This is a genomic window from Bacillus sp. FSL K6-1218, assembly GCF_038006445.1.
In the GTDB taxonomy this organism is placed as follows: domain Bacteria; phylum Bacillota; class Bacilli; order Bacillales; family Bacillaceae_G; genus Bacillus_A; species Bacillus_A thuringiensis_S.
Map to the genome: position 1 here is coordinate 943,234 of NZ_JBBOVE010000001.1, position 19,164 is coordinate 962,397.

Below are 19,164 nucleotides of genomic sequence, written 5' to 3' on the forward strand. Positions count from 1 at the left end.
AAAGATAAAATGTTTTAAAGTTCAAAATAATACATTATAATATATTTAGTAAAATTAACCAATTTATATTTTGCTCATTATGTATTAAAGGGGAAATGAAAATGGCTGGACAAATTCGTATGTCACCAGAGGAGCTTAAATCGAAAGCGGCTCGATATGGACAAGGTGCAAATCAAATTGAGGACATTTTAAGTCAACTACAAAACTTACAAAATCAATTAAGAGGAGAATGGGAAGGTCGTGCTTTCGAAGGTTTTGATCAACAGTTCAATCAATTAAAGCCAAAAGTACAAAACTTTGCACAGCTATTACAAGAAATTAATATGCAGCTTAATAAAACTGCAGAAGCTGTTGCTTCTCATGATGAAGAATTATCACGTAATTTCGGTTTGAAATAAAAATTGTTTTACTCTATATAACAAGTATTTCAAATGAGCCATACAGCTTATATTGTATGGCTCATTTGATTGCGTGCCCAACTTAGCTGGACACACGTTTAAAAAGAGTGATATTGATAGGGAATTTTCATATATTTATTGGGATTTCTTTGGCAGGTTCTGAAAATTAGAGAAAGGATTTGAGTGATGGGACAATTTCAAAGTAATTTTCAAACGGCACAACAAATTGCTACGCAGATGAGAACAGCTTCGAATATAATCCAAAGTGCAACAAATCGTTCTATAACAAAGGCGACGCGTACAACATTATCTGTTAACTTCAAAGCATAAGAAGCGAATCAACAAATGTTAGACTTGACGAAACAATTTTCCGCTGCCTTTCAACAAGCGGTTGATAATATTCATTCGGTATCTAATGAATTTGAGAGAATGGATAACGAACTCCACAATACTTTTCGCTAATGTGACAACCTACGTAAAGTAAAATAGTAGGAGGAAAAAGATGAGTCAAGATATTGAAAAACAAATTAATGAAGTAAATCAAAAGTTAAGAAGTGTATTTGAAGAACAAGACCGAAATCAATCCGCGATTCACATTCAGGAGCAAGCGGAAGCGGATTTTTATGAATGGAGAGGTCGAAGCCATCGTTTGTTTGATCGAATTTTAGGAACTTGGCATGGTGATAGAGAAATGTCTCAGTTTCTTATGAATACATATCAAGATGCACAACATGTTGAAAGAAAAGTCACATTTGAATTGGAAAACAAAAAAGAAACGTTGCTTAAAGAAAGACGAGACCTTAGTGATTTAGAAAACGACCTTTCCTATCAACAACAAAAATTAGCAAGGGAGGTCAATGCATGAGTTTAAATATGTATTTCGGAGAAGTACAAAGCCAAACTCAAAGCATGAATGCTGTATGTACCGCTACTATTCAAGGTATGGAACAAGCCATTCAGTCGATTGACGCTTTTGCAGTTGATACTGTTTTACAAGGGCAAACATATAGTAGTGCAAAAGCATTTTTTGTACAAACCTTTCGACCTTTGGCACAAGGAATCATTTATTTGTGTGAAGAATTAATCCGTCAGAATGATGCTTTTCCAAGTCAATTTCAATCACAGGTAGCTCAGGCTGATGTTATTGAACAAGAAATATTAGAACAGATTCGGGACATTGACCGAATGAAAGCAAGTATGGAAGCCATTAGTCAAGCTATGCCAATCCCGGGTATGGACGCTATGGCGAATCTTTTTACTGTCATGAGGAAAAAACTGCAAGAAAAATTAGAACATCTATATGAATTTAATTTTACTTCTAGTAGTAATTATGATACTGCACTCCAACTAGCGTCTAGCATTGCGACGGGTTTGGCGGAAGTTCAAAGTGGAAAAGGATTTAGTCCCGCAAGTGGCACATTTAGTACACAAGGGTTGAATATGGATTGGACAACTTCTATCCAATCGATTGGAGAAGAGAGGGCACGTCAGTCTGATAACCTTCTAAATAGTGGTACAATTGAAGAAGGAGCAATTGATGGTAGATTTTCATCGGAATCAGAAGAAAAAGGTTTTGATGGTAAAAAACTAGCAAGGGATATAGCTGGTGAAATAAGTGGTGAATATGATATTCGTCGGGCTTGGGATGGTGTTGATCCATCATCTGGAGAAAAACTGTCTACTTTGGACCGATTTTTAGCTGGTGGGATGGTAGTAGCTGGTCTTACCCCAATTGGAAAAATTTCGAAAGTTGGTAAGGGTGTAAAGATGACTGCTGACGCTACTAAGGTTGTAAATAAAACTAAAAAAGTACCTGTTGAGAAAGTAAATGCAGCTAAAGGTACAAGTGAAGTTAATAAGAAAGTCAGCGGAACTAGTGTAGGAGAAGAAAACGTTACTTATCGTAGGGTTCAAGGTGGTGATAGTAAAGAGTTAATTTTAGTTAATGATGATGGTACACTCTCTTTAAATAGTAAATGGAGGGCAGATCATAATTTAAATGTATCTACTGGAAAAGATCACTCTACATATTTCAAAAATAAACGAGCAGACTCATATATTGTAGAATTTGATGTACCACAGTATTTAGATGGTTTAATTAGAGAAAATGCGATTTCTCAGAAGGGTTATAAAACTAATCCACTTAACCAAGGTAGAACAGCTCCTAAGATTGTTGACAAGGGTATTTTTGATAAATATGGATTTGAAGGTGTTGCATACGAATTACCTGACCCCATTAGTCGGTGGTTGGTAGAATACGGACGGAATGCTAAACTTATTAAGTAAGAGAGGAGAGCGTGTTAAATGATTAAGCCTTTATACGCCGAAAATATTATAGTAGGTGTAAAATATAAAAATAAGCTCAATTGGTATATAACTGAATCGGATTTATGGTATTTAGATTATAATCAAGCTGGATATTCTCCTAGTGAATATCCAGAGGAAAGAAAAGGCATTAGTATTTTAAATGAGACTACAATAGCTAACTTTTTAGAAAGAATAGAAAAATATAAAAGATTTACAGAAGATATTAGGTTAGAATTTTTAAGGGAACTAAGAACTAATAGAGAAGAAGCCTATTATGATTATAATCCATGTTTCCTAATAGACTTTGAGCGTTTAATTTTTTATTCTAATTATCCGGAATCAATATCTTTTGAAGAATATATTCCGAATAACTGGAGAGGTTATTTACAGCGATTTGATGAACAAGTACCCTATGAATATAGATATTGGGAAGATGAGAATAAAAACTATTTAGTTAGAGAGGATTAGGTCATGGAAGAAAATAAAGTAGTTATGATAAAAGAAACATTTAAAAATGAAGAAACTGGTGAACTAACGCCAGGAGTTACTATAATACTTGATGGGAATTTAAGGGAAGTGTTGGAGATAATTATGGAAAAAGAAGGCTATTCGGATTATCCAGAAGCTTTAAAAGAAGTAATCTTTGAAGGGATTCATCATTTTGTGAAAAGAAATAAATAATAAGCTGACATATACTTTTAAGGTAAAGGGCAATTCTAAAAGGGATATGCCCTTTTTATTTTTTAAATTTGAAATGTAGCTCAGATATTATCTTTTTCTTCCTTATTGATACCAATATATTTTAAGTGTAATTTATGAGGTGCTATGATTGAGTATTTCTTACAACATAGCGAAATCTTTTGTTTGTTTATAGAACCAATAGCCGAAGGTTTTGCACATGGTGTGAGTCCCAATAGATTCGATCCCAGCAAAATCTTTGGCTTTTTGAAATTTTTGATAAGCCTAGATTTTATTAATGGGTTGATCTTCTTTTCGAGAAGGGAATAATATTTCACAGAAGGTGTAAAATGGGATGTTGATTTAGATGGTGATGGTGAAGATAATAGTATTAAGGATAGGGTGAAAACGGGTTCGAAAAAAGCTTGGTCAACAGTAGCGGGGTGGTTTAATTAACATGAAAAAAAATACAGATTTTAATAAAAAAGCTTTTGAATATTATATGGCTCTTTATGCTGTAAATGATATAAGATCGACTATAATTACTCTTGTGATTGGGATAGCAGATATATTTGTGCTTTTGCCTGCTTTTGCGAATCCTGTTCAACCGATATATATGTACATAATAGTTCCACCAGTTGCTTTTTTAAATGTATGGGCAATATGGATTGTTATAAATCCTAGGAAGCGGCAATTACAATACACTCTATTTCGTGGGGTATTTGGCATCGTATGTTCAGTAGGATTATTAGTTATAACCCAAAAGTTTGCATATGGAATGTTAGGATTACAAACTCCTATCTATTTTATTTTTTCGGTTGGTTTGTATATTTTTGCTTTGTATTATTATTATAAAAATCATATTAAAAAACTTCAGGAATCAATCAAAAAATCAAAATCATCGAAAAAAAAACTCTAGTTTCGGAGTAGTGGCTTTTGTAGGATTGGGTCAACTCATTGCTAATATCAGTCTTGGTTTTGCAACACAAAAGATGGTAGCAATTGTATTAATGTGTGTATACTCCATGCTTTCGTTTATTTTGTTTCATTTCATTATGGAACTCCATAGGTACTATTATTTAAGGAAGCATATAGAAGATGGGGGTAGAACACATGAAACCTTTTAAAGGGGTTTATTGAATTTTAAGTATTGTGATTTATGGAAGGAAACAAAAACTTATGGTTAAAGAACCTGTGATGTATGACTATATTGGCTGTTTTTATCCAGAAGGAGGAAAGCTGATATGCAAGTATTTAAAGTTGGGAAATTAGTCACATTCGTTGCAATTATAATACTTCTTGTAGTTGCTATTTTATCTCCTTACAACTTATTTAAAAAGATTTATTTTATTATTGGTGTTCTTATTATTGGCGCAATTTCACTTGGTGCAAATAAATTCTTTGAACTGATACACAGTAAATTTAATAAGAAATGATATTACTTATGTGATAAGGAAATTCCCCTCTAAATCCTTAATGATTTAGAGGGGAATTTCTACAATATGATTTTACCGGATTACGTGGAACTAAATTAGTCCATCACCATATTGGTGGTGGTCAAGCTGTTGGTGTTCCGCTGCCACTACATCCTGGTTTTGGAGGGATTCATAACGCAGAAAAAACGATTGGAGCATGGGGGAAAAGATGCAGGGATTGAACCACCCCCATATTCTAATGCAGCACATCATCTAACACCTTGGAATGATAGTAGGGCAGAAAAGGCACAAAAATTATTAAAGGAATTTGGGATAGACCATGATTCGGCGGCTAATGGAGTATTTTTACCTTATAAAGTTAATAAATACGTGACTACTGAAGTCTTACACATAGGGAAGCATAGTTCAGAGTATATACTTGAAGTAGAGAGAGTATTAAGTCTTGTTAAGAAACGGGGCGGTACTCAAGAAGATGCTGTTGACGCCTTACATGATATAAGAGAACGTTTATTGAATGGTGAATTAAAATTAAATAAACCGAAGAAAGAGTAATCTTATAATAGAAAAATAACAAAGGAGAGTAAAAATGAAAATTTGGGAATTAAAGAGTTCATTTGATGACTATGAATCCTTTCAACTATTGAACTTAGAAGAAGATTCTAAAAAGTATTTTGAAGGAAAAATTGACTCGGCAGTAAAAGCATCTGATTCATGGGGAGAAATACGTATTAAATGTGTAGAAGAAGGAAATCAAAGTGATTTGCCTCATTTTTGGGGAGAAGTTGGTACACCAATGGTTAGTGGGAAAGCTAAAAAATTTTTAGAGTCTATACTTGGTGATAATGTAGAATTTCTTCCCCTAATTCATGATGTGACGGGAGAAGTGTATTATATAATTAACGTTTTAAATGCAATAGATGCTATTGACTATGAGAAAGCTATACTAAAGAAACTACGTTCTGGCTTAGTAATAGATTTCAAAAAATACGCATTCTTACCTAATATGGTTAAGAACCAAACAATATTTAAAGTTTACTTAAATGAAATATTACATATTCCTTCCGTTTTTGTATCAGATGAATTTAGAAATACATTGTTAGAAAGTGATTTAAAAGGTTTTGAATTTATCGAGGTATGGGATTCAGAAGCAAACATGTAAAAGAAAGTCCTAAAATAATTGATAGGAGTTAGTGACATGGATGTAAAGGATTTAAAAATTCTAAGAATGTTAAACAATTATGAGGGAAATGAAAAAGAAATTTTTGAACTGATTCAAGCTGAAGCAATGGTGAAATTTATATGTGGAAAAATCTGGTTTTAGAAATTGAAAAAATAGAGAAAAGTTTTAATGATAAACTGAATACACCAGCAACAGATAGTGAAGTTAAGAAATTAAGAGAACGCATGAAAAAGAGTTTTAATGTTGACCTCCCGAGTGAATATGAGGAGTTTCTTAAAACTGTAAATGGATTAGATTTTAACGGGCTAGTACTTTATGGAGTTGACTCTTATTTGTTGGATACAGAAAGGGACGAATCAATTTGCGGGCTTATAGAAACCAATGAGATTTGGTATGAAAATGAATTTCAAAAAGAGTATCTTTTCCTTGGAGATTCAAATATAGCATGGTTCTGTAAAAACTTATCTGATGGTACTTATTTAGAACTTGATAAACCATCTGGTACAGTGATGAATACATATAATGATTGCAACACAATGCTTGAGGAAGCATTGAAAACAGCCCTTCTTTAATAGGAGGTAGTAAAAATTATGTTTAATTTTTTGAAAGAATATGTTGTAGCAGACAGAAGTGTCCGTTCTAAACAGAAACCTATTTTCTATCCTATATATCAAGATGAGATAGATGAGGCAGAAAGTTTATTACAAATGGAACTCCCAAAAGAACTAAAACGCTTTTATCAAGAAATAGGTTATGGTTTTTTAAAGTCTGATAAAAGAACGTTTTTCAACAGATTTATGGACCCGATTTCAGTTGTAGATTTCCGTTTAAGGCAAGATATTTATGAATATAATCCAAACCTAGATGATGTAGATGATGATTCATTAGTGTTTTTTGAAGTAACAGAACTTAACTTTTTAACAATTAAATTTAAAGAGGAAAATGAATTAGGTCAATGTCCTATTTACTCTGAAGATGAGAAAATAGCGGATTCTTTAGAAGAATTTTTAATTAAAATGGATGAAAATCCTGACTATTATATTTAATGGATATCAATTCTATTTTGTAGAGTGTGCATTATTGGTTCGTCCTTTTGAGAAGTGTTTTCTAGCTTATGTGATTGCAAAGACAAATAATAATTAATTATGAGTAACAAAAGTAAGACTTATGTGAATTACGCATAAGTCTTTTTAATATTATCTCAAAGTTAAGAAGATTGAGGGGGAAAATTCTCATGAATCTAGGGGAGCTAGTTTAAAAGAAATTAAAAGACAATTAAATATACCTAGATTTCAACACCCGATTAGTCAAAAAATGGTACCATTAACAGATAGTAATGGTAAAAGGATATTAAATGATAATAAACAGCCTATTATAACTCGAGAATTAACATATGAAGTAAAAGGTCAAAAAATTATAATTCAAGATCATTCAGAGGGTCATAAGTTTGGAGAAGGTGGAATTGGAGATCAGTCACCGCATCATAATGTAAGACCTGAATACAATACACGAACAGGACAGGTAGATGGTATGGAGGATCATTATTATTTTGAGAAGAGAAATAAAAATAGGAAGTATAAAAATGATTGATCAATTTAAATTTTTAAATCCACAAGCGTTAATTAGTATTTTTGGGAAAATACCAAAGTTTGAAGAATCAGAGTTATTAGATGTGCGTCTTAAAAGAGATGGTCCTACTTTAGTTATTCAATTGATGACAAAGGAAAATGTTGAAAACAAGCCAAAAAGATGGGATAAGTGGGATGTAATTTATGTAGAGATATCTTTCTTTGCTATTCATAATTTAACAATAAAAGGTTTAGGGACAGAAAATATAATTGATTATTTTGAAATAAATACGATAGAAGAAGAAGGTTTATTAAAAATTAAGTGTAAGAATCAAATGTTAGTTGAGTGCTCGTTTGAATGGGCGAAGGTAGAAGGAGTAATCCCAGGCTTAATAGGATTACCGTAATTTTGATGGGAAGTAGATAGTTAATTTTTATAATATTCATATTTTAATGTTTTGGGGTTAAATAAGGAATGTATAAAGGACATTTGAAACGTTGATAGTGTTGCAAACATATGAAGCGGAAATTACTAAAATTAAGATACCTAATTATATACCTGTATTAGGTGATTATGATATAAGTTCCAAAGGTGAGATTGTAATAGGTGGGTATGGTTATAGATTCCGCAGGAGTTTCATTTAAGTTTGAGAAGGAAGCGAGATAATAGAATGCGAAAATTTTCAAAAATAGTTATATGTGTTGGTGCGTTAATAATGATTGTACTAGGCATGATTGTATATGATACATGGAAGGATAGGATTTATTTTTCTTTAGCTGTACTTTTTGTTACCGTACTTTCTTTACTATGGAATATAGTTGCTCATAATATTATGGATAAATTTAGGGGGAGAGAATGAATAGTTATGAAACTTTTACTGATTGGAACAGTAGCGGGGTGGTTTAATTAACATGAAAAAAAGTATAGATTTTAATAAGAAAGCTTTTGCACATTATATGGCTCTTTATCCTGTAAATGAAATAAGAGTCCACGTAATTGTTCTTGTCCTTTTGGGGGCAGACGTGTTTGTTCTTTTGCCTGCGTTTGCGAATCCTTTTCGATTACTCTATGTATATATAGTAACTCCTCCAGTTGTTTTTTTAAATTTGTGGGCGATATGGATTGCTATCAATCCTCGGAAACGACAATTACAATACACTCTATTTCGAGGAGTATATGGCACCATATGTTCAGTCGGATTATTAGTTATAACTCAAAAATATGCTTATGAAGTGTTACAATTACAAACTCCTATCTATTGTATTCTTTCATTTGGTTTGTATAGTTTTGCTTTGTATCATTTTTATAAAAATCATATTGAAAAACTTCAGGAACCAAGAAAAAAATCAAAATCATCGAAAGGAACTGGTGGTGTAAAAGTAGCAGCTATTGCAGCGGGATCGGGGCAGTTAATTGCTAATATAATTCTTAGCATTGCAACACAACAGATGGGGGCAATTGTATTTATGTGTGCATGCACAGTGTTTTCGTTTGGTTTGTTTTATATGATTATAGAACTCCATAAGTATTATTATTTACGGAAGCATATAGAAGATGGAAGGAAAATACGTATAGGCTTTTAAAGAGAATTTGTTGCATTTCAAGTATATAATCGCATTCTTCTTATAGTTGGTTAAAGGATAGAAAAAATAGGAGGGACAAAAAAGGTTGTAATTTACGAGAGAAAACAACTACTTATGGTTGAAGAACCTGTAATGTATGACTATATTGGCTGTTTTTATCCAGAAGAATATATTGATCCTGATTATACATTTCTATTTAATCATGATGCTATTGAAGAAATTGTATTTGAAGGTTTTATAGATGAGGAAAAAGAGGCATTTGTAGGATTGCTTAATTGAATAGGATCTAGAAACAGGTAACCTTCAAATTTTGATAAAACTAGCAATCTCCACGCCGAAATTGGTTAAATTATAAGGGGAAAAGCTGGACGCGAAAATGATGAAGAGATTATTATTTTCAAATCAGTTGGTTTGGCTGTAGTAGATATTATCGTTGCGAAGTATTTGTATGGGAATGCGGTGGAGTGCGGGATTAGGAATAGGGTTGAATTTTGAGAGACTGCCTTTTGGTGGTCTTTTTTTCATGAAATCTTGTAAAGCAAGAAAAAGTAGGATATTTAATGATTAGAATTGAATATTCATATTCTAATATTCAGTAGAAAGATAAAACGTTTAAAAGTTCAGAATAATAGATTATAATATGTTTAGTAAAATTAACCAATATATATTTTGCTCATTATGTATTAAAGGGGAAATGAAAATGGCTGGACAAATTCGTATGTCACCAGAGGAGCTTAAATCGAAAGCGGCTCGATATGGACAAGGTGCAAATCAAATTGAGGACATTTTAAGTCAACTACAAAACTTACAAAATGAATTAAGAGGAGAATGGGAAGGTCGTGCTTTCGAAGGTTTTGACCAACAGTTCAATCAATTAAAGCCAAAAGTACAAAACTTTGCACAGCTATTACAAGAAATTAATATGCAGCTTAATAAAACTGCAGAGGCTGTTGCTTCTCATGATGAAGAATTATCACGTAATTTCGGTTTGAATTAAAAACGCTTTATTCTATATAACAAGCATTTCAAATGAGCCATACAGCTTATATTGTATGGCTCATTTGATTGCATGCCTAGCGAGCGATTGATAGGGATATATATTTAATGAGATTTCTTTGATGCGTTTGGAAAACTTATAGAAAGGGTTTGAAAGAATGGGACAATTTCAAAGTAATTTACAAACAGCAACGCAAATTGCTACGAAAATGGGATCAGCCTCTGATAGGATTCAAAGTGCAACCAGTCGTTCTATAACAAAGGCGGCGCGTACAACGTTGTCTGTTAATTTCAAATCACAAGAAGCGAATCAGCAAGTTTTAGACTTGACGAAACAATTTTCCGCTGCCTTCCAGCAAGCGGTTGATAATATTCATTCGGTAGCTAAAGAATTTGAGAGAATGGATAACGAACTTCACAATACTTTTCGCTGATGTGACAACCTACGTAAAGTAAAATAGTAGGAGGAAAAAGATGGGTCGAGACATTGAAAATAAAATTAAAGAGTTAAATCTAAAGTTACGAAATGTATTTGAAGAACAGGACCGAAATCAATTCGCGATTCAAGCTCAGGAACAAGCGGAAGCAGATTTTTATGAATGTAGGAGTCGAAATCGTCGTTTGTTTGAACGAATTTTAGGAACTTGGCATGGTGATAGAGAAATGTCCCAGTTTTTTTTGAATACGTATCAAGATGCACAACATATTGAACGAAAAGTAACATTTGAATTGGAAAACAAAAAAGAAACATTGTTTAAAGAGAAACGAGATCTTAGTAATTTAGAAAACGCCCTTTCATATCAGCAACAACAATTAGTAAAGGAGGCTAATTCATGAGTTTAAATATGTATTTGGGAGAAGTACAGAACCAAACTCAAAGTATGAATGCTGTATGTACGGCCACCATTCAAGGTATGGAACAAGCGATTCAGTCGATTGATGCTTTTGCAATTGATACTGTGTTACAAGGGCAAACGTATAGCAGTGCAAAATCATTTTTTGTACAAACTTTTCGTCCTCTAGCACAAGGAATTATTTACTTATGTGAAGAACTAATCCGTCAGAATAATGCCTTTCCAAGTCAATTTCAATCACAGGTAGCTTCAACTGATGTTATTGAACAAGAAGTGTTAGAACAAATTCGAGAAATTGATCGAATGAAAACAAGTATGGAAGCTGTCAATCAAGCTATGCCAATTCCGGGTATGGATGCTATGGTAAATCTTTTTATTGTTATGAGGAAAAAACTGCAAGAAAAGCTGGATCATTTGTATCAATTCAATCAGACCTCTAGTAATAATTATAGTACAGCAATTCAATTAGCAGCGAGTATTGCTGCAGGTCTTGCGGAAGTCCAAAGTGGAAAAGGTTTTAATGCTTTAACAGGGATATTTAGTGTGAAAGAATTAAATATGGAATGGACGGTGGCTATTCAAAAAAAATCAGAAGATAAAGTTCATGCTGTTCAAATTGAAAAAGAAGCTGTTAAAAATGATTGGTTTTTGATGGATTCAAAAGAGGTAAAGGAAAAAGCTGAGGAAACAGCTAATGGAGTAGCAACAATTACTGGAGTAGTTGTAAAAGGAATTGGTAGTATAATAAATGGTAAAAAGTATGAAAAATCATTTACTGAGGAAAAGGGATATGGTGGTATATTTATTAAAGGTCTTACACTTGAAGCAGAGCCATTTGTAAGTTCTCGTACTTATGATAGATTTGATGTAAAAGATAAAGAAAAGAGAGAACAAACCTATGGACCTATGGTTGGTTTTACAGTAGCCCAAGCTGGAATAGAACAAGAGAATATTAAAGGATTTGGAATAGGAGCTGAGGCTAAAGTAGCGATTGCTACTGCAGAGTTAGGTGCTCATGTGGAAAATGGAAACTTACATATAGGAGCTGAAGCTACTCTAGTAAAATATGAGAGTGCTATAAAAATTCCTATTCCATTTATGGATAAAAAGTTACAAATTGGGGGATCAGCATCGCTTGGAACACTCGGGGGATCTTTTGAAGCTGGAAAAAGCGGATTCAAATTCCATGCACCATTTGGTCCTGGTGTAGGTTTATGGGGATTTGGTTTAGAAGTTAGTGTTAAGGAATAAAGGAGATAATTAGTATGAATAAAAAAGTGAAAAATTTTAAATATCTTATGATTATATTAGCTTGTATTGCAATTTTTGGTACAATTTTACCTAATGCATTGGATCCAAATGAAACATTAGCAGGTAACATTTCGGTTGCAGTTTTTGGTACAATTGGTACTTGTTTGTTGTTTTCTATTACTTATTTCATTATAAAAAAGGCTATTTTAAGAAGGGGAAACTAAGATGGTACAAAATTTAGAGTTAGAATTACTTCCAATAGGTTCTGTTGTAATGTTTAAAGATTGGGAACATCCATTAATGATTTATGGAAGAAAACAGATGGATTCTGAAACAAAAAGAACATGGGATTATGTATGTTGTTATTTTCCTCATGGTAATATTTCTTCGGAGTATAATTTCTTTTTGAATCATGAAGATATTTCTAGTGTTTTACATCTTGGTTTTATTAATGAAACAGAATTAGAGTTTCAAAAATTATTTAAAAAAGAAGTTGAAGAAACACGGTGATTTTTTAAGCTGTTAGTGTTTTTGAAATAGTTAATGAATGAATGTTAAGACATATATATTTAAAGGAAGGGGACTCTCTATGAAATTACTTCGTTCATTTCTCATTTTGACTCTTGTTGTATTGTTAAGCGCATGTAATACAGCAACAAAAGTCACAAAGGTTCAAAAAAATGGCGAAACGACTTTAACAATTGGTTCTTTGCAGGGGTATTACGATTTACAAACGCTTAAAGCTGAAAAAGGAAATGTGGAAATTCCTTATGAGGCAGCAGTTGAAGAAGGTACGATTTTATTGCAAGTCACAAAAGATGATAAGGTCATTTATGAAGAAGAAGTCACTTCTCAAAAAGAAGGTTTGCTTTCTTTTGAAGCGCCAAAACCCGGATCATATGATTTAATTGTACGTGTGAAGGGTAAAGAAGAGAAAGCAAAAGGAATTCAAATACATACAAAGCTATAAAAAATGGCAATTGATTTTTACCTGTTTGCCAATTCTATTTCTAGTTGGTTTTGGTAATACATGCTTATTAATTTTAAGAAGTAAACGTAAAGTAGCTCCAAAATATACAATAAAAATTGATTTTAGAGCTACTTTCACTTTTGGTGATTCTTAATAAAACATTTAATAAATTTTATAATAATTTAATTCTAATCATTAAAAATCCTACTTTTTCTTACTTTAATAGTTTCTAAAATATAAATAAGAATACCTAAACCAAATATCTTTTCAGCATTAGAAATATTATTACCTAATTTAATAATAGGTACATTTAATCCGAATTTTTCACTCCATTCTAAAGGCATATATCCTTTTTTACAGTTTATTAATATACGATCATCTATTGTACGAAAAGATGTTTCAAAAAAATCAAATTCAACTTCTATCTCAGAAAGTTTTATCTCTTTTTCATTTATTAAAGAACCACGTACCATTCCAAATCCTTGTATCATATTTTCTTTAAACATACCTACACAATTATAATTTGAATCATAAATAGCCCAATCATAATTTTCAATTTCACTATGAAAGTATGCAAGAATTTCTCCATCACTTGCTTCTAATCCAAAAACTTCTTTATTTTTTAAAATAGGTAATGTTGAAGAAATCATCTTTGTTCCTGCTACATATCTTCCATCAGGAGTATATAAACCTAAATGTTTATTATTGCTGGGTAATTCTAACAAAACATAAGTATCAATATCCCAAAATGTTAAATCATTTTTAACTATATTTTTTTCTAGTAAATTTCCTTTGCTTAATTGCCAAAATCCAATACTAAAAAATACAAGAGAAGCTATAATAATTAAGATTACTGGTCCCCAATTAATGTTACCCCAAGTATTATACATACCAATTAATCCATAAAGAAAAAGCCCAGTTCCAATTAAACACTTAAACTTCCCCTTTTTTTTATAATACTCAAATAATTCCACGCAAACACCTCTATCAGTTGATTTTAATACTCCAATTATTCTTTAAATATAACAAAGAAAAAATGTATAATCTAACGTTTTTTCGAAAATATAATTAAAAAATAGTAATTCTAAATAAATTAAATTTGAAATGTATCAAGAATATTATCTTTTTTTTCTTTGTTGATACCAATGTATTTTAGTGTGATTTGTGTTGTGCTGTGATTTGAAATTTCTTGCAACATGGCTACATCTTTAGTAGGTGGGGCTAATTTCTTAACACTTGTCGCAGAAGTAGGAAGTGGTGGGTTAGCATCACCAATTGTTCTTCCATTAGATGCAGTTGCTACAGCGGCTGGTGTTGGTGTTGTTGTACATGGTGGATTGGTTTGGGATAAATCGATTCAAAATGCTAAGGATACTCTTCAAAAATTCGAGTCTTCTCCATCTTCTGGTGAGCGTATTAATAAAGTTAAAGAGAATGGTAAACTTAATAAAGAGGAAAATGCTACTAAAGGGATGGATAATACCAGCAATAAAACCAGCGGAGATAATCCAAAAGTAATTGAGGAATTAGAGGAACCTGTTATTGATGGAAAGCGAGTTGGAAGTGGAGAAAAGATTGATAAAGTAAAACTTATTTGGGGAAGAGATGAAAAAGGAAAGCCTATCATAGTAAAAGAGTTTCCTCATGTCCCTAAGGAACATGGCTTTTCTGATATTGTTGATAATTACTCAAGATTTGCTGATGAATTTCCATTAGTAGGAGGAGATCGTATTAGTGGAATATTCTTCCAAATAGAAGGAAGCAACGGTGGTAAAAAAGGTGTCTTTGAGTGGATTGTTGAACCAAATGGAAATGTAAGTCATAGAAGATTTATTGAAAATGGTACTGTTACAGGGAAACCAAATCAAGTTCCCAAAAAGTAAAAGGAGAATTATATGGATTTAATAGATTTTAAGAACAAAGGTCTTAAGTATGATTGGAAAACTATTTATACCGGTGTAAATAAAAAATATTTCGAACCGAATGTCATTTCTGATTATGCGGTGGAACTAATGGAAGCCGGTGATGATGAAGCTTTTGTTAATGAACTAGCTTGGGGAATAGATTCTAGTGATTTAGATAAAATTTTGTTTGAAATTAAAGATTTCCACTTTCCTAATCTAGAAGAAAATAGTAAAGAATTACAGAATGAGATAAGTAAACTCAGATTCGTTTACTTATCTAAGTTAAAAGAAAAGATTACTGATGAGGATGAACTATTAAATAGAATTGCAGAGTTTTATGATAGACATGATTATCCTGAAGATATGACAAGTTTTATTACTTATATGCCCCAAGATACCCCAACTACGAAGGAAGATTTGTTAAATAGGTTTTATAAATTTTTGGATTCAGAGAAAAAATTTATTGAATAGCTACTTTGCTAGATTCTGAGGGCAAGAAATGAATTTTTTGAAGAACAAGCCTTCTTTAAGATTGAATATTTCAATGAACCATGTTATCTAGCTTGGAGTAAGTGAAGAGAAAGTTACATATGGAGAATGATCAACAAAAGAGACCTAACATTTGCGGTCTCTTTTGTTGATTTAAATTAAAAAGTATCATTTAAGTGGATGCCCTTTTATACCTCTTACTTTACATACAAATAGGCGTCAATTGCTGATACATAGTATCTTTTATCCTTGCTATTATGTACTTTGTATTGTGGCGCTCCATTCACAGTTACCTTTACATCAATGGTAAATCCTAATCTTACCTCTAAAGCACCAACAACATCTTTACCCTGCCAAGAAAGAGATTCATCGAGTTCAGATAAACGAAGAACACAGAATACATCATTTTAACTAGATTTATTATTAGCTAGTTTATCCCCACCACCAAGCTCCGCCTCAATCTGCGAAGTCTTCGATGACTCATCCATACGCCAATACGTAATAAAGCTGATCGCGATACATCCAGCTACGTAGAAATAGAATAGTGATTCCATTCCGATACTCTTTAGCCATAATGCGATGAACTCAGCTGTTCCACCAAATATCGCAACGGTTAGTGCATATGGTAAACCTACGCCTAGTGCGCGAATTTCGGTCGGGAAGAGTTCTGCTTTTACAATTGCGTTAATAGAAGTGTAACCAGTAACGATGATGAGACCGACCATCATGAGTAAAAATGCTACGATTGGTTCTGTCGTTTTTTCCATAAAGAAGAAGATTGGTGCTGTTAGTAATGTTCCGAGAATACCGAATGCCATTAATAGTGGGCGTCTTCCAATTTTATCGGATAGTAGTCCTGCAATTGGTTGAAGTACGACGAAAATAAGTAGTGCGACAAAGTTAATCCAGCTTACAACTTCTTTCGGAAGACCGACTGTGTTTACCATGAACTTTTGTAAATATGTTGTGTACGTATAAAATGCGACAGTGCCTCCTAATGTTAGGCCGACTACTGTTAATACTGCTTTTGGGTGTTTCATAAGAGCGCGAACAGTTCCTGCACTTTCGCGTTTTTGTGATTTTATGTTTGCGAACTGCTCCGATTCATCCATCGTGCGGCGAAGCCATAATACAGCTACTGCGCCCATCGCTCCAATAATGAACGGAATGCGCCAGCCCCAAGCTTTCATATCGGGTTCGCTTAGCAATTGCTGAAGAACAATTTGAACGCCTAACGCAACCATTTGCCCGGCAACGAGCGTTACATATTGGAAGCTTGAATAAAAGCCGCGGCGCCCACTACTAGCCATTTCAGATAAATATGTGGCAGAAGTTCCGTACTCTCCGCCGAGTGATAATCCTTGTAGTAAACGGGCAAGAACTAAAATAATTGGCGCCATAATACCGATGCTTTCGTAACTAGGGGTACAGGCGATAATTAAAGAACCACCGGCCATAACCGTAATCGAAAGCGTTAATGCTGCCCGGCGTCCGTGCCGATCCGCATAGCGTCCCATTAATAAACTTCCGATAGGGCGCATTAAAAACCCAACTGCGAAAATAGCTGCTGTGTTGAGTAACTGACTCGTTGGATCTCCTTTAGGAAAGAACTCTGCTGAGAAGTAAACAGCGAAAGCAGAGTAAACGTACCAGTCATACCATTCAATTAAATTGCCGACAGAACCTTTGAAAATATTGCCCGCGACTCGATTAGATTTTGCTTGAGCCATAATCATTCCTCCTCTTGCTTATAAATAAAACGATAATTATGAAAGCGTGTTCATTATAGTTGAATTGTACTGTCTGTAGAATAAAATCTCAATATTACGACAATTTTATTCTTTTTGTACTTTATGTACATGGAGAGTTTTAAAAGTTGCTTCATTATTCGTTTTGTCATAATAATAGAAAAAGGAGATTGATAGTTTTGAATATTTTATCAAAGGATATGAAGTATGAAGAAATCACGCAAAGTGTCATTACAAACGAAAATAGTAAGCTTAATTATCGCGTTAATTTTATTTGTCGTTCTCCTATTAGCGGGAATATTTGTGTACATTCAGTCCGTTGATACGAAGCATCAAGTGGAGCAGCTAGCACTGCAAACAGCGAAGTCGCTTTCTTTTATGCCAGCTATAAAAGATGCTTTTCAAAATAACGAGCATAAAAATACGATTCAATCCATTGCGGAACAAGTTCGTGAGCAAGCTGGCGCAGATTATGTAATTATAGAAGATCGCTTTGGGGTTATGTATTCCCATTCTAATTCGGAGTTGATTGGCACAAAGAGTAACAATCCATATAACTATGAAGCACTCACTTTTGGTGGATATTATACGCTCGAAGGAAATGGAGAAAGTGGTCCTGCTTTAATGGCGAAGGCGCCGATTATTGTTCATAACGGAGACTACGATCAAGTAGTAGGCGTTGTGACAGTAGAGTTTTTAATAAAAGGTATTGAATCTAACATACTGAGCAGAACGAAAGAAATTATACTCTTTTCCTTAGCGGTATTAGTAGCCGGCATTGTTGGCGGCATTCTTTTAGCACGTAGCATTCGGAAAGATACACTCGGTTTAGAGCCGAATGAAATCGCAGCGCTATACAGGGAACGAAGCGCAATACTACTATCTATAAAAGAAGGAATTATCGCTATTGATCAAAATGGTTTTATTACGATGATGAATACGTCGGCAGAAGAGATGCTTCATGTAAATGGTGATTATATGCAGCAACACATTTCAAAAGTTTTACCGGAATTTAATATGGAGAGAGTGTTAGAAACGGATCAAGAAATCGCGTTTCAAGATAAAGTGTTTATTTTAAACATGACACCGATACTCGAAAATAACAGTACGGTAGGAGTTGTATGTAGTTTTAGAGATAAAACAGAACTGCAAAACTTAGTGAATACGATATCTGAGGTAAGAAAGTATTCCGAGGATTTACGTGCTCAAACGCATGAATTTACAAATAAACTTTTCGTCTTATCAGGATTACTTCAGTTAGGACATTACAAAGAAGCGATTGAATTTATTCAGCAAGAATCTAATATTCATCAAAGCCAAAATCATATTTTATTCCATCAAATTCATGATGCAAAAGTACAAGCAATTTTATTAGGAAAAATCGGAACGGCGTCTGAGAAGAAAATTAATTTTCATATTGAAGGAGATAGTGTGCTTCATCCGTTACCAGACCATATAAAAGTTTCGCACCTTATTACGATCCTTGGAAATATAATTGACAATGCGTTTGATGCGGTGAGTGAGCAAGAGGAAAAGAATGTTTCCTTCTTCGTTACGGATATTGGGCACGATATTGTGTTTGAAGTGATAGATAGTGGAGCAGGGATACCGGCAGAAAAAATTACGACCATTTTTCAAAAAGGATTTTCAACGAAAGGAAATAATCGTGGTTACGGACTAGCAAACGTAAAAGAAATGGTAGATCTACTAGGAGGAACAATTGAAATTCAAAACGAGAAAAATGGGGGAGCGATTTTTACAATTTACCTTCCGAAAACATTGAGAGAAAGTACATGACAAA

General features: G+C 33.2%; 26 protein-coding genes and 9 pseudogenes. 30 read left to right on the forward strand and 5 right to left on the reverse strand.

What is annotated here, in order from left to right:
• Nucleotides 1-101 precede the first annotated feature (101 nt).
• From MHI26_RS04840 to MHI26_RS04865, 6 genes and pseudogenes are all read left to right on the forward strand, one after another.
• Entirely contained in the window at nt 102-398 is a 297-nt protein-coding gene (locus tag MHI26_RS04840; RefSeq protein WP_098300689.1) for a WXG100 family type VII secretion target, read from the forward strand.
• A gap of 186 nt (nt 399-584) precedes the next feature.
• Nucleotides 585-860, forward strand: a pseudogene (locus MHI26_RS04845) (TIGR04197 family type VII secretion effector).
• A gap of 40 nt (nt 861-900) precedes the next feature.
• Complete coding sequence (locus MHI26_RS04850) at nt 901-1,263, forward strand: DUF3958 family protein (protein WP_000076109.1); 363 nt, start codon at nt 901-903, stop codon at nt 1,261-1,263.
• Entirely contained in the window at nt 1,260-2,684 is a 1,425-nt protein-coding gene (locus tag MHI26_RS04855) for a pre-toxin TG domain-containing protein (RefSeq protein WP_061667973.1), read from the forward strand. Before MHI26_RS04850 ends, MHI26_RS04855 begins: the two co-directional genes overlap by 4 nt.
• A gap of 18 nt (nt 2,685-2,702) precedes the next feature.
• Nucleotides 2,703-3,173, forward strand: a complete 471-nt coding sequence (locus MHI26_RS04860; RefSeq protein ID WP_000595046.1) for a hypothetical protein — start codon at nt 2,703-2,705, stop codon at nt 3,171-3,173.
• A 3-nt stretch (nt 3,174-3,176) separates the two neighbouring features.
• A complete protein-coding gene (locus tag MHI26_RS04865; RefSeq protein ID WP_000392187.1) occupies nt 3,177-3,386 on the forward strand; it encodes a hypothetical protein in 210 nt (69 codons plus the stop codon).
• Nucleotides 3,387-3,466: 80 nt separating this feature from the next.
• Here the strand turns inward: MHI26_RS04865 and MHI26_RS04870 are convergent.
• Nucleotides 3,467-3,713 (reverse strand): annotated as a pseudogene (locus MHI26_RS04870) (tyrosine-type recombinase/integrase); the annotation flags it as partial.
• A gap of 127 nt (nt 3,714-3,840) precedes the next feature.
• On the opposite strand from MHI26_RS04870, the pseudogene MHI26_RS04875 reads away from it, so the two are divergent.
• The 21 genes and pseudogenes from MHI26_RS04875 to MHI26_RS04975 all read left to right on the forward strand — a co-directional run bounded on the left by MHI26_RS04875 (nt 3,841) and on the right by MHI26_RS04975 (nt 13,222).
• Nucleotides 3,841-4,510: pseudogene (locus MHI26_RS04875) on the forward strand (hypothetical protein).
• A 13-nt stretch (nt 4,511-4,523) separates the two neighbouring features.
• Nucleotides 4,524-4,616: pseudogene (locus tag MHI26_RS04880) on the forward strand (DUF4176 domain-containing protein); the annotation flags it as partial.
• Nucleotides 4,617-4,627: 11 nt separating this feature from the next.
• Complete coding sequence (locus tag MHI26_RS04885; protein ID WP_061667974.1) at nt 4,628-4,819, forward strand: hypothetical protein; 192 nt, start codon at nt 4,628-4,630, stop codon at nt 4,817-4,819.
• Nucleotides 4,820-4,926: 107 nt separating this feature from the next.
• Nucleotides 4,927-5,040, forward strand: a pseudogene (locus MHI26_RS04890) (hypothetical protein); the annotation flags it as partial.
• Nucleotides 5,009-5,371: an AHH domain-containing protein gene (locus MHI26_RS04895; RefSeq protein WP_000399811.1), complete on the forward strand. Its 363-nt coding sequence runs from the start codon at nt 5,009-5,011 to the stop codon at nt 5,369-5,371. The pseudogene MHI26_RS04890 and the gene MHI26_RS04895, both read left to right, overlap by 32 nt.
• Nucleotides 5,372-5,405: 34 nt before the next feature.
• Entirely contained in the window at nt 5,406-5,978 is a 573-nt protein-coding gene (locus tag MHI26_RS04900) for an imm11 family protein (RefSeq protein WP_000707082.1), read from the forward strand.
• Between the two features lie 36 nt (nt 5,979-6,014).
• Nucleotides 6,015-6,140 (forward strand): hypothetical protein, encoded by a 126-nt coding sequence (locus tag MHI26_RS04905; protein WP_000382634.1) that lies wholly within the window; start codon nt 6,015-6,017, stop codon nt 6,138-6,140.
• Nucleotides 6,119-6,571, forward strand: coding sequence for a YrhA family protein (locus MHI26_RS04910; protein ID WP_061667975.1), 453 nt, complete (start codon nt 6,119-6,121; stop codon nt 6,569-6,571). Before MHI26_RS04905 ends, MHI26_RS04910 begins: the two co-directional genes overlap by 22 nt.
• Nucleotides 6,572-6,589: 18 nt before the next feature.
• A complete protein-coding gene (locus tag MHI26_RS04915; RefSeq protein WP_000481686.1) occupies nt 6,590-7,045 on the forward strand; it encodes an SMI1/KNR4 family protein in 456 nt (151 codons plus the stop codon).
• A gap of 268 nt (nt 7,046-7,313) precedes the next feature.
• Nucleotides 7,314-7,589 (forward strand): HNH/endonuclease VII fold putative polymorphic toxin, encoded by a 276-nt coding sequence (locus tag MHI26_RS04920; RefSeq protein ID WP_000249010.1) that lies wholly within the window; start codon nt 7,314-7,316, stop codon nt 7,587-7,589.
• Nucleotides 7,582-7,974: an immunity 50 family protein gene (locus MHI26_RS04925; protein WP_061667976.1), complete on the forward strand. Its 393-nt coding sequence runs from the start codon at nt 7,582-7,584 to the stop codon at nt 7,972-7,974. Before MHI26_RS04920 ends, MHI26_RS04925 begins: the two co-directional genes overlap by 8 nt.
• Nucleotides 7,975-8,479: 505 nt before the next feature.
• Nucleotides 8,480-9,151 (forward strand): hypothetical protein, encoded by a 672-nt coding sequence (locus MHI26_RS04930; protein WP_061667978.1) that lies wholly within the window; start codon nt 8,480-8,482, stop codon nt 9,149-9,151.
• Nucleotides 9,152-9,208: 57 nt separating this feature from the next.
• Entirely contained in the window at nt 9,209-9,430 is a 222-nt protein-coding gene (locus tag MHI26_RS04935; RefSeq protein WP_061667979.1) for a DUF4176 domain-containing protein, read from the forward strand.
• A 36-nt stretch (nt 9,431-9,466) separates the two neighbouring features.
• Nucleotides 9,467-9,646: pseudogene (locus tag MHI26_RS04940) on the forward strand (ornithine cyclodeaminase family protein); the annotation flags it as partial.
• A 205-nt stretch (nt 9,647-9,851) separates the two neighbouring features.
• Nucleotides 9,852-10,148: a WXG100 family type VII secretion target gene (locus tag MHI26_RS04945; protein WP_000918592.1), complete on the forward strand. Its 297-nt coding sequence runs from the start codon at nt 9,852-9,854 to the stop codon at nt 10,146-10,148.
• 157 nt (nt 10,149-10,305) lie between these two features.
• Nucleotides 10,306-10,581 carry a TIGR04197 family type VII secretion effector gene (locus MHI26_RS04950; protein ID WP_000529664.1) on the forward strand — a complete coding sequence of 92 codons (276 nt, stop codon included), beginning with the start codon at nt 10,306-10,308 and terminating at the stop codon, nt 10,579-10,581.
• Between the two features lie 40 nt (nt 10,582-10,621).
• Complete coding sequence (locus tag MHI26_RS04955; RefSeq protein WP_061665892.1) at nt 10,622-10,984, forward strand: DUF3958 family protein; 363 nt, start codon at nt 10,622-10,624, stop codon at nt 10,982-10,984.
• The gene (locus MHI26_RS04960; RefSeq protein ID WP_061665891.1) at nt 10,981-12,252 is read left to right on the forward strand and encodes a T7SS effector LXG polymorphic toxin; all 1,272 of its coding nucleotides are present in this window, start codon (nt 10,981-10,983) and stop codon (nt 12,250-12,252) included. The genes MHI26_RS04955 and MHI26_RS04960 overlap by 4 nt, the downstream gene beginning before the upstream one ends.
• A gap of 14 nt (nt 12,253-12,266) precedes the next feature.
• Entirely contained in the window at nt 12,267-12,476 is a 210-nt protein-coding gene (locus MHI26_RS04965) for a hypothetical protein (protein WP_001036917.1), read from the forward strand.
• A gap of 1 nt (nt 12,477) precedes the next feature.
• The gene (locus MHI26_RS04970) at nt 12,478-12,762 is read left to right on the forward strand and encodes a DUF4176 domain-containing protein (RefSeq protein WP_061665890.1); all 285 of its coding nucleotides are present in this window, start codon (nt 12,478-12,480) and stop codon (nt 12,760-12,762) included.
• A gap of 79 nt (nt 12,763-12,841) precedes the next feature.
• A complete protein-coding gene (locus MHI26_RS04975) occupies nt 12,842-13,222 on the forward strand; it encodes a BA_1872 family lipoprotein (RefSeq protein ID WP_000771855.1) in 381 nt (126 codons plus the stop codon).
• A gap of 188 nt (nt 13,223-13,410) precedes the next feature.
• Here MHI26_RS04975 and MHI26_RS04980 read toward each other — a convergent pair whose 3' ends face one another.
• Entirely contained in the window at nt 13,411-14,196 is a 786-nt protein-coding gene (locus tag MHI26_RS04980) for a hypothetical protein (RefSeq protein WP_000418486.1), read from the reverse strand.
• A 119-nt stretch (nt 14,197-14,315) separates the two neighbouring features.
• Nucleotides 14,316-14,435, reverse strand: a pseudogene (locus MHI26_RS04985) (tyrosine-type recombinase/integrase); the annotation flags it as partial.
• Between MHI26_RS04985 and MHI26_RS04990 the strand changes: the two are divergent.
• A pseudogene (locus MHI26_RS04990) lies at nt 14,428-15,105 on the forward strand (hypothetical protein); the annotation flags it as partial. The pseudogenes MHI26_RS04985 and MHI26_RS04990 overlap by 8 nt on opposite strands.
• A gap of 12 nt (nt 15,106-15,117) precedes the next feature.
• Complete coding sequence (locus tag MHI26_RS04995) at nt 15,118-15,597, forward strand: DUF2247 family protein (RefSeq protein WP_000364135.1); 480 nt, start codon at nt 15,118-15,120, stop codon at nt 15,595-15,597.
• A 215-nt stretch (nt 15,598-15,812) separates the two neighbouring features.
• On the opposite strand, the pseudogene MHI26_RS05000 reads toward MHI26_RS04995, so the two are convergent.
• Nucleotides 15,813-15,983, reverse strand: a pseudogene (locus MHI26_RS05000) (N-acetylmuramoyl-L-alanine amidase); the annotation flags it as partial.
• Between the two features lie 39 nt (nt 15,984-16,022).
• Nucleotides 16,023-17,345, reverse strand: a complete 1,323-nt coding sequence (locus tag MHI26_RS05005; RefSeq protein WP_061667769.1) for an MFS transporter — start codon at nt 17,343-17,345, stop codon at nt 16,023-16,025.
• Between the two features lie 225 nt (nt 17,346-17,570).
• Here MHI26_RS05005 and MHI26_RS05010 point away from each other — a divergent pair, with 225 nt between their 5' ends.
• The gene (locus MHI26_RS05010) at nt 17,571-19,160 is read left to right on the forward strand and encodes an ATP-binding protein (protein ID WP_061667768.1); all 1,590 of its coding nucleotides are present in this window, start codon (nt 17,571-17,573) and stop codon (nt 19,158-19,160) included.
• The last annotated feature ends 4 nt before the right edge of the window (nt 19,161-19,164 follow it).

What these genes read in the sequence shown, in the direction of transcription:
- MHI26_RS04900 (WP_000707082.1), top strand. Translation starts at nt 5,406, where the DNA reads ATGAAAATTTGGGAATTAAAGAGTTCATTTGATGACTATGAATCCTTT.
- MHI26_RS04850 (WP_000076109.1), top strand. Translation starts at nt 901, where the DNA reads ATGAGTCAAGATATTGAAAAACAAATTAATGAAGTAAATCAAAAGTTA.
- MHI26_RS04995 (WP_000364135.1), top strand. Translation starts at nt 15,118, where the DNA reads ATGGATTTAATAGATTTTAAGAACAAAGGTCTTAAGTATGATTGGAAA.
- MHI26_RS04855 (WP_061667973.1), top strand. Translation starts at nt 1,260, where the DNA reads ATGAGTTTAAATATGTATTTCGGAGAAGTACAAAGCCAAACTCAAAGC.
- MHI26_RS04960 (WP_061665891.1), top strand. Translation starts at nt 10,981, where the DNA reads ATGAGTTTAAATATGTATTTGGGAGAAGTACAGAACCAAACTCAAAGT.
- MHI26_RS04905 (WP_000382634.1), top strand. Translation starts at nt 6,015, where the DNA reads ATGGATGTAAAGGATTTAAAAATTCTAAGAATGTTAAACAATTATGAG.
- MHI26_RS04945 (WP_000918592.1), top strand. Translation starts at nt 9,852, where the DNA reads ATGGCTGGACAAATTCGTATGTCACCAGAGGAGCTTAAATCGAAAGCG.
- MHI26_RS04965 (WP_001036917.1), top strand. Translation starts at nt 12,267, where the DNA reads ATGAATAAAAAAGTGAAAAATTTTAAATATCTTATGATTATATTAGCT.
- MHI26_RS04930 (WP_061667978.1), top strand. Translation starts at nt 8,480, where the DNA reads ATGAAAAAAAGTATAGATTTTAATAAGAAAGCTTTTGCACATTATATG.
- MHI26_RS04955 (WP_061665892.1), top strand. Translation starts at nt 10,622, where the DNA reads ATGGGTCGAGACATTGAAAATAAAATTAAAGAGTTAAATCTAAAGTTA.
- MHI26_RS04915 (WP_000481686.1), top strand. Translation starts at nt 6,590, where the DNA reads ATGTTTAATTTTTTGAAAGAATATGTTGTAGCAGACAGAAGTGTCCGT.
- MHI26_RS04860 (WP_000595046.1), top strand. Translation starts at nt 2,703, where the DNA reads ATGATTAAGCCTTTATACGCCGAAAATATTATAGTAGGTGTAAAATAT.
- MHI26_RS05005 (WP_061667769.1), bottom strand. Translation starts at nt 17,345, where the DNA reads ATGGCTCAAGCAAAATCTAATCGAGTCGCGGGCAATATTTTCAAAGGT.
- MHI26_RS04885 (WP_061667974.1), top strand. Translation starts at nt 4,628, where the DNA reads ATGCAAGTATTTAAAGTTGGGAAATTAGTCACATTCGTTGCAATTATA.
- MHI26_RS04920 (WP_000249010.1), top strand. Translation starts at nt 7,314, where the DNA reads ATGGTACCATTAACAGATAGTAATGGTAAAAGGATATTAAATGATAAT.
- MHI26_RS04975 (WP_000771855.1), top strand. Translation starts at nt 12,842, where the DNA reads ATGAAATTACTTCGTTCATTTCTCATTTTGACTCTTGTTGTATTGTTA.
- MHI26_RS04840 (WP_098300689.1), top strand. Translation starts at nt 102, where the DNA reads ATGGCTGGACAAATTCGTATGTCACCAGAGGAGCTTAAATCGAAAGCG.
- MHI26_RS04910 (WP_061667975.1), top strand. Translation starts at nt 6,119, where the DNA reads ATGTGGAAAAATCTGGTTTTAGAAATTGAAAAAATAGAGAAAAGTTTT.
- MHI26_RS04865 (WP_000392187.1), top strand. Translation starts at nt 3,177, where the DNA reads ATGGAAGAAAATAAAGTAGTTATGATAAAAGAAACATTTAAAAATGAA.
- MHI26_RS04970 (WP_061665890.1), top strand. Translation starts at nt 12,478, where the DNA reads ATGGTACAAAATTTAGAGTTAGAATTACTTCCAATAGGTTCTGTTGTA.
- MHI26_RS04950 (WP_000529664.1), top strand. Translation starts at nt 10,306, where the DNA reads ATGGGACAATTTCAAAGTAATTTACAAACAGCAACGCAAATTGCTACG.
- MHI26_RS05010 (WP_061667768.1), top strand. Translation starts at nt 17,571, where the DNA reads ATGAAGAAATCACGCAAAGTGTCATTACAAACGAAAATAGTAAGCTTA.
- MHI26_RS04925 (WP_061667976.1), top strand. Translation starts at nt 7,582, where the DNA reads ATGATTGATCAATTTAAATTTTTAAATCCACAAGCGTTAATTAGTATT.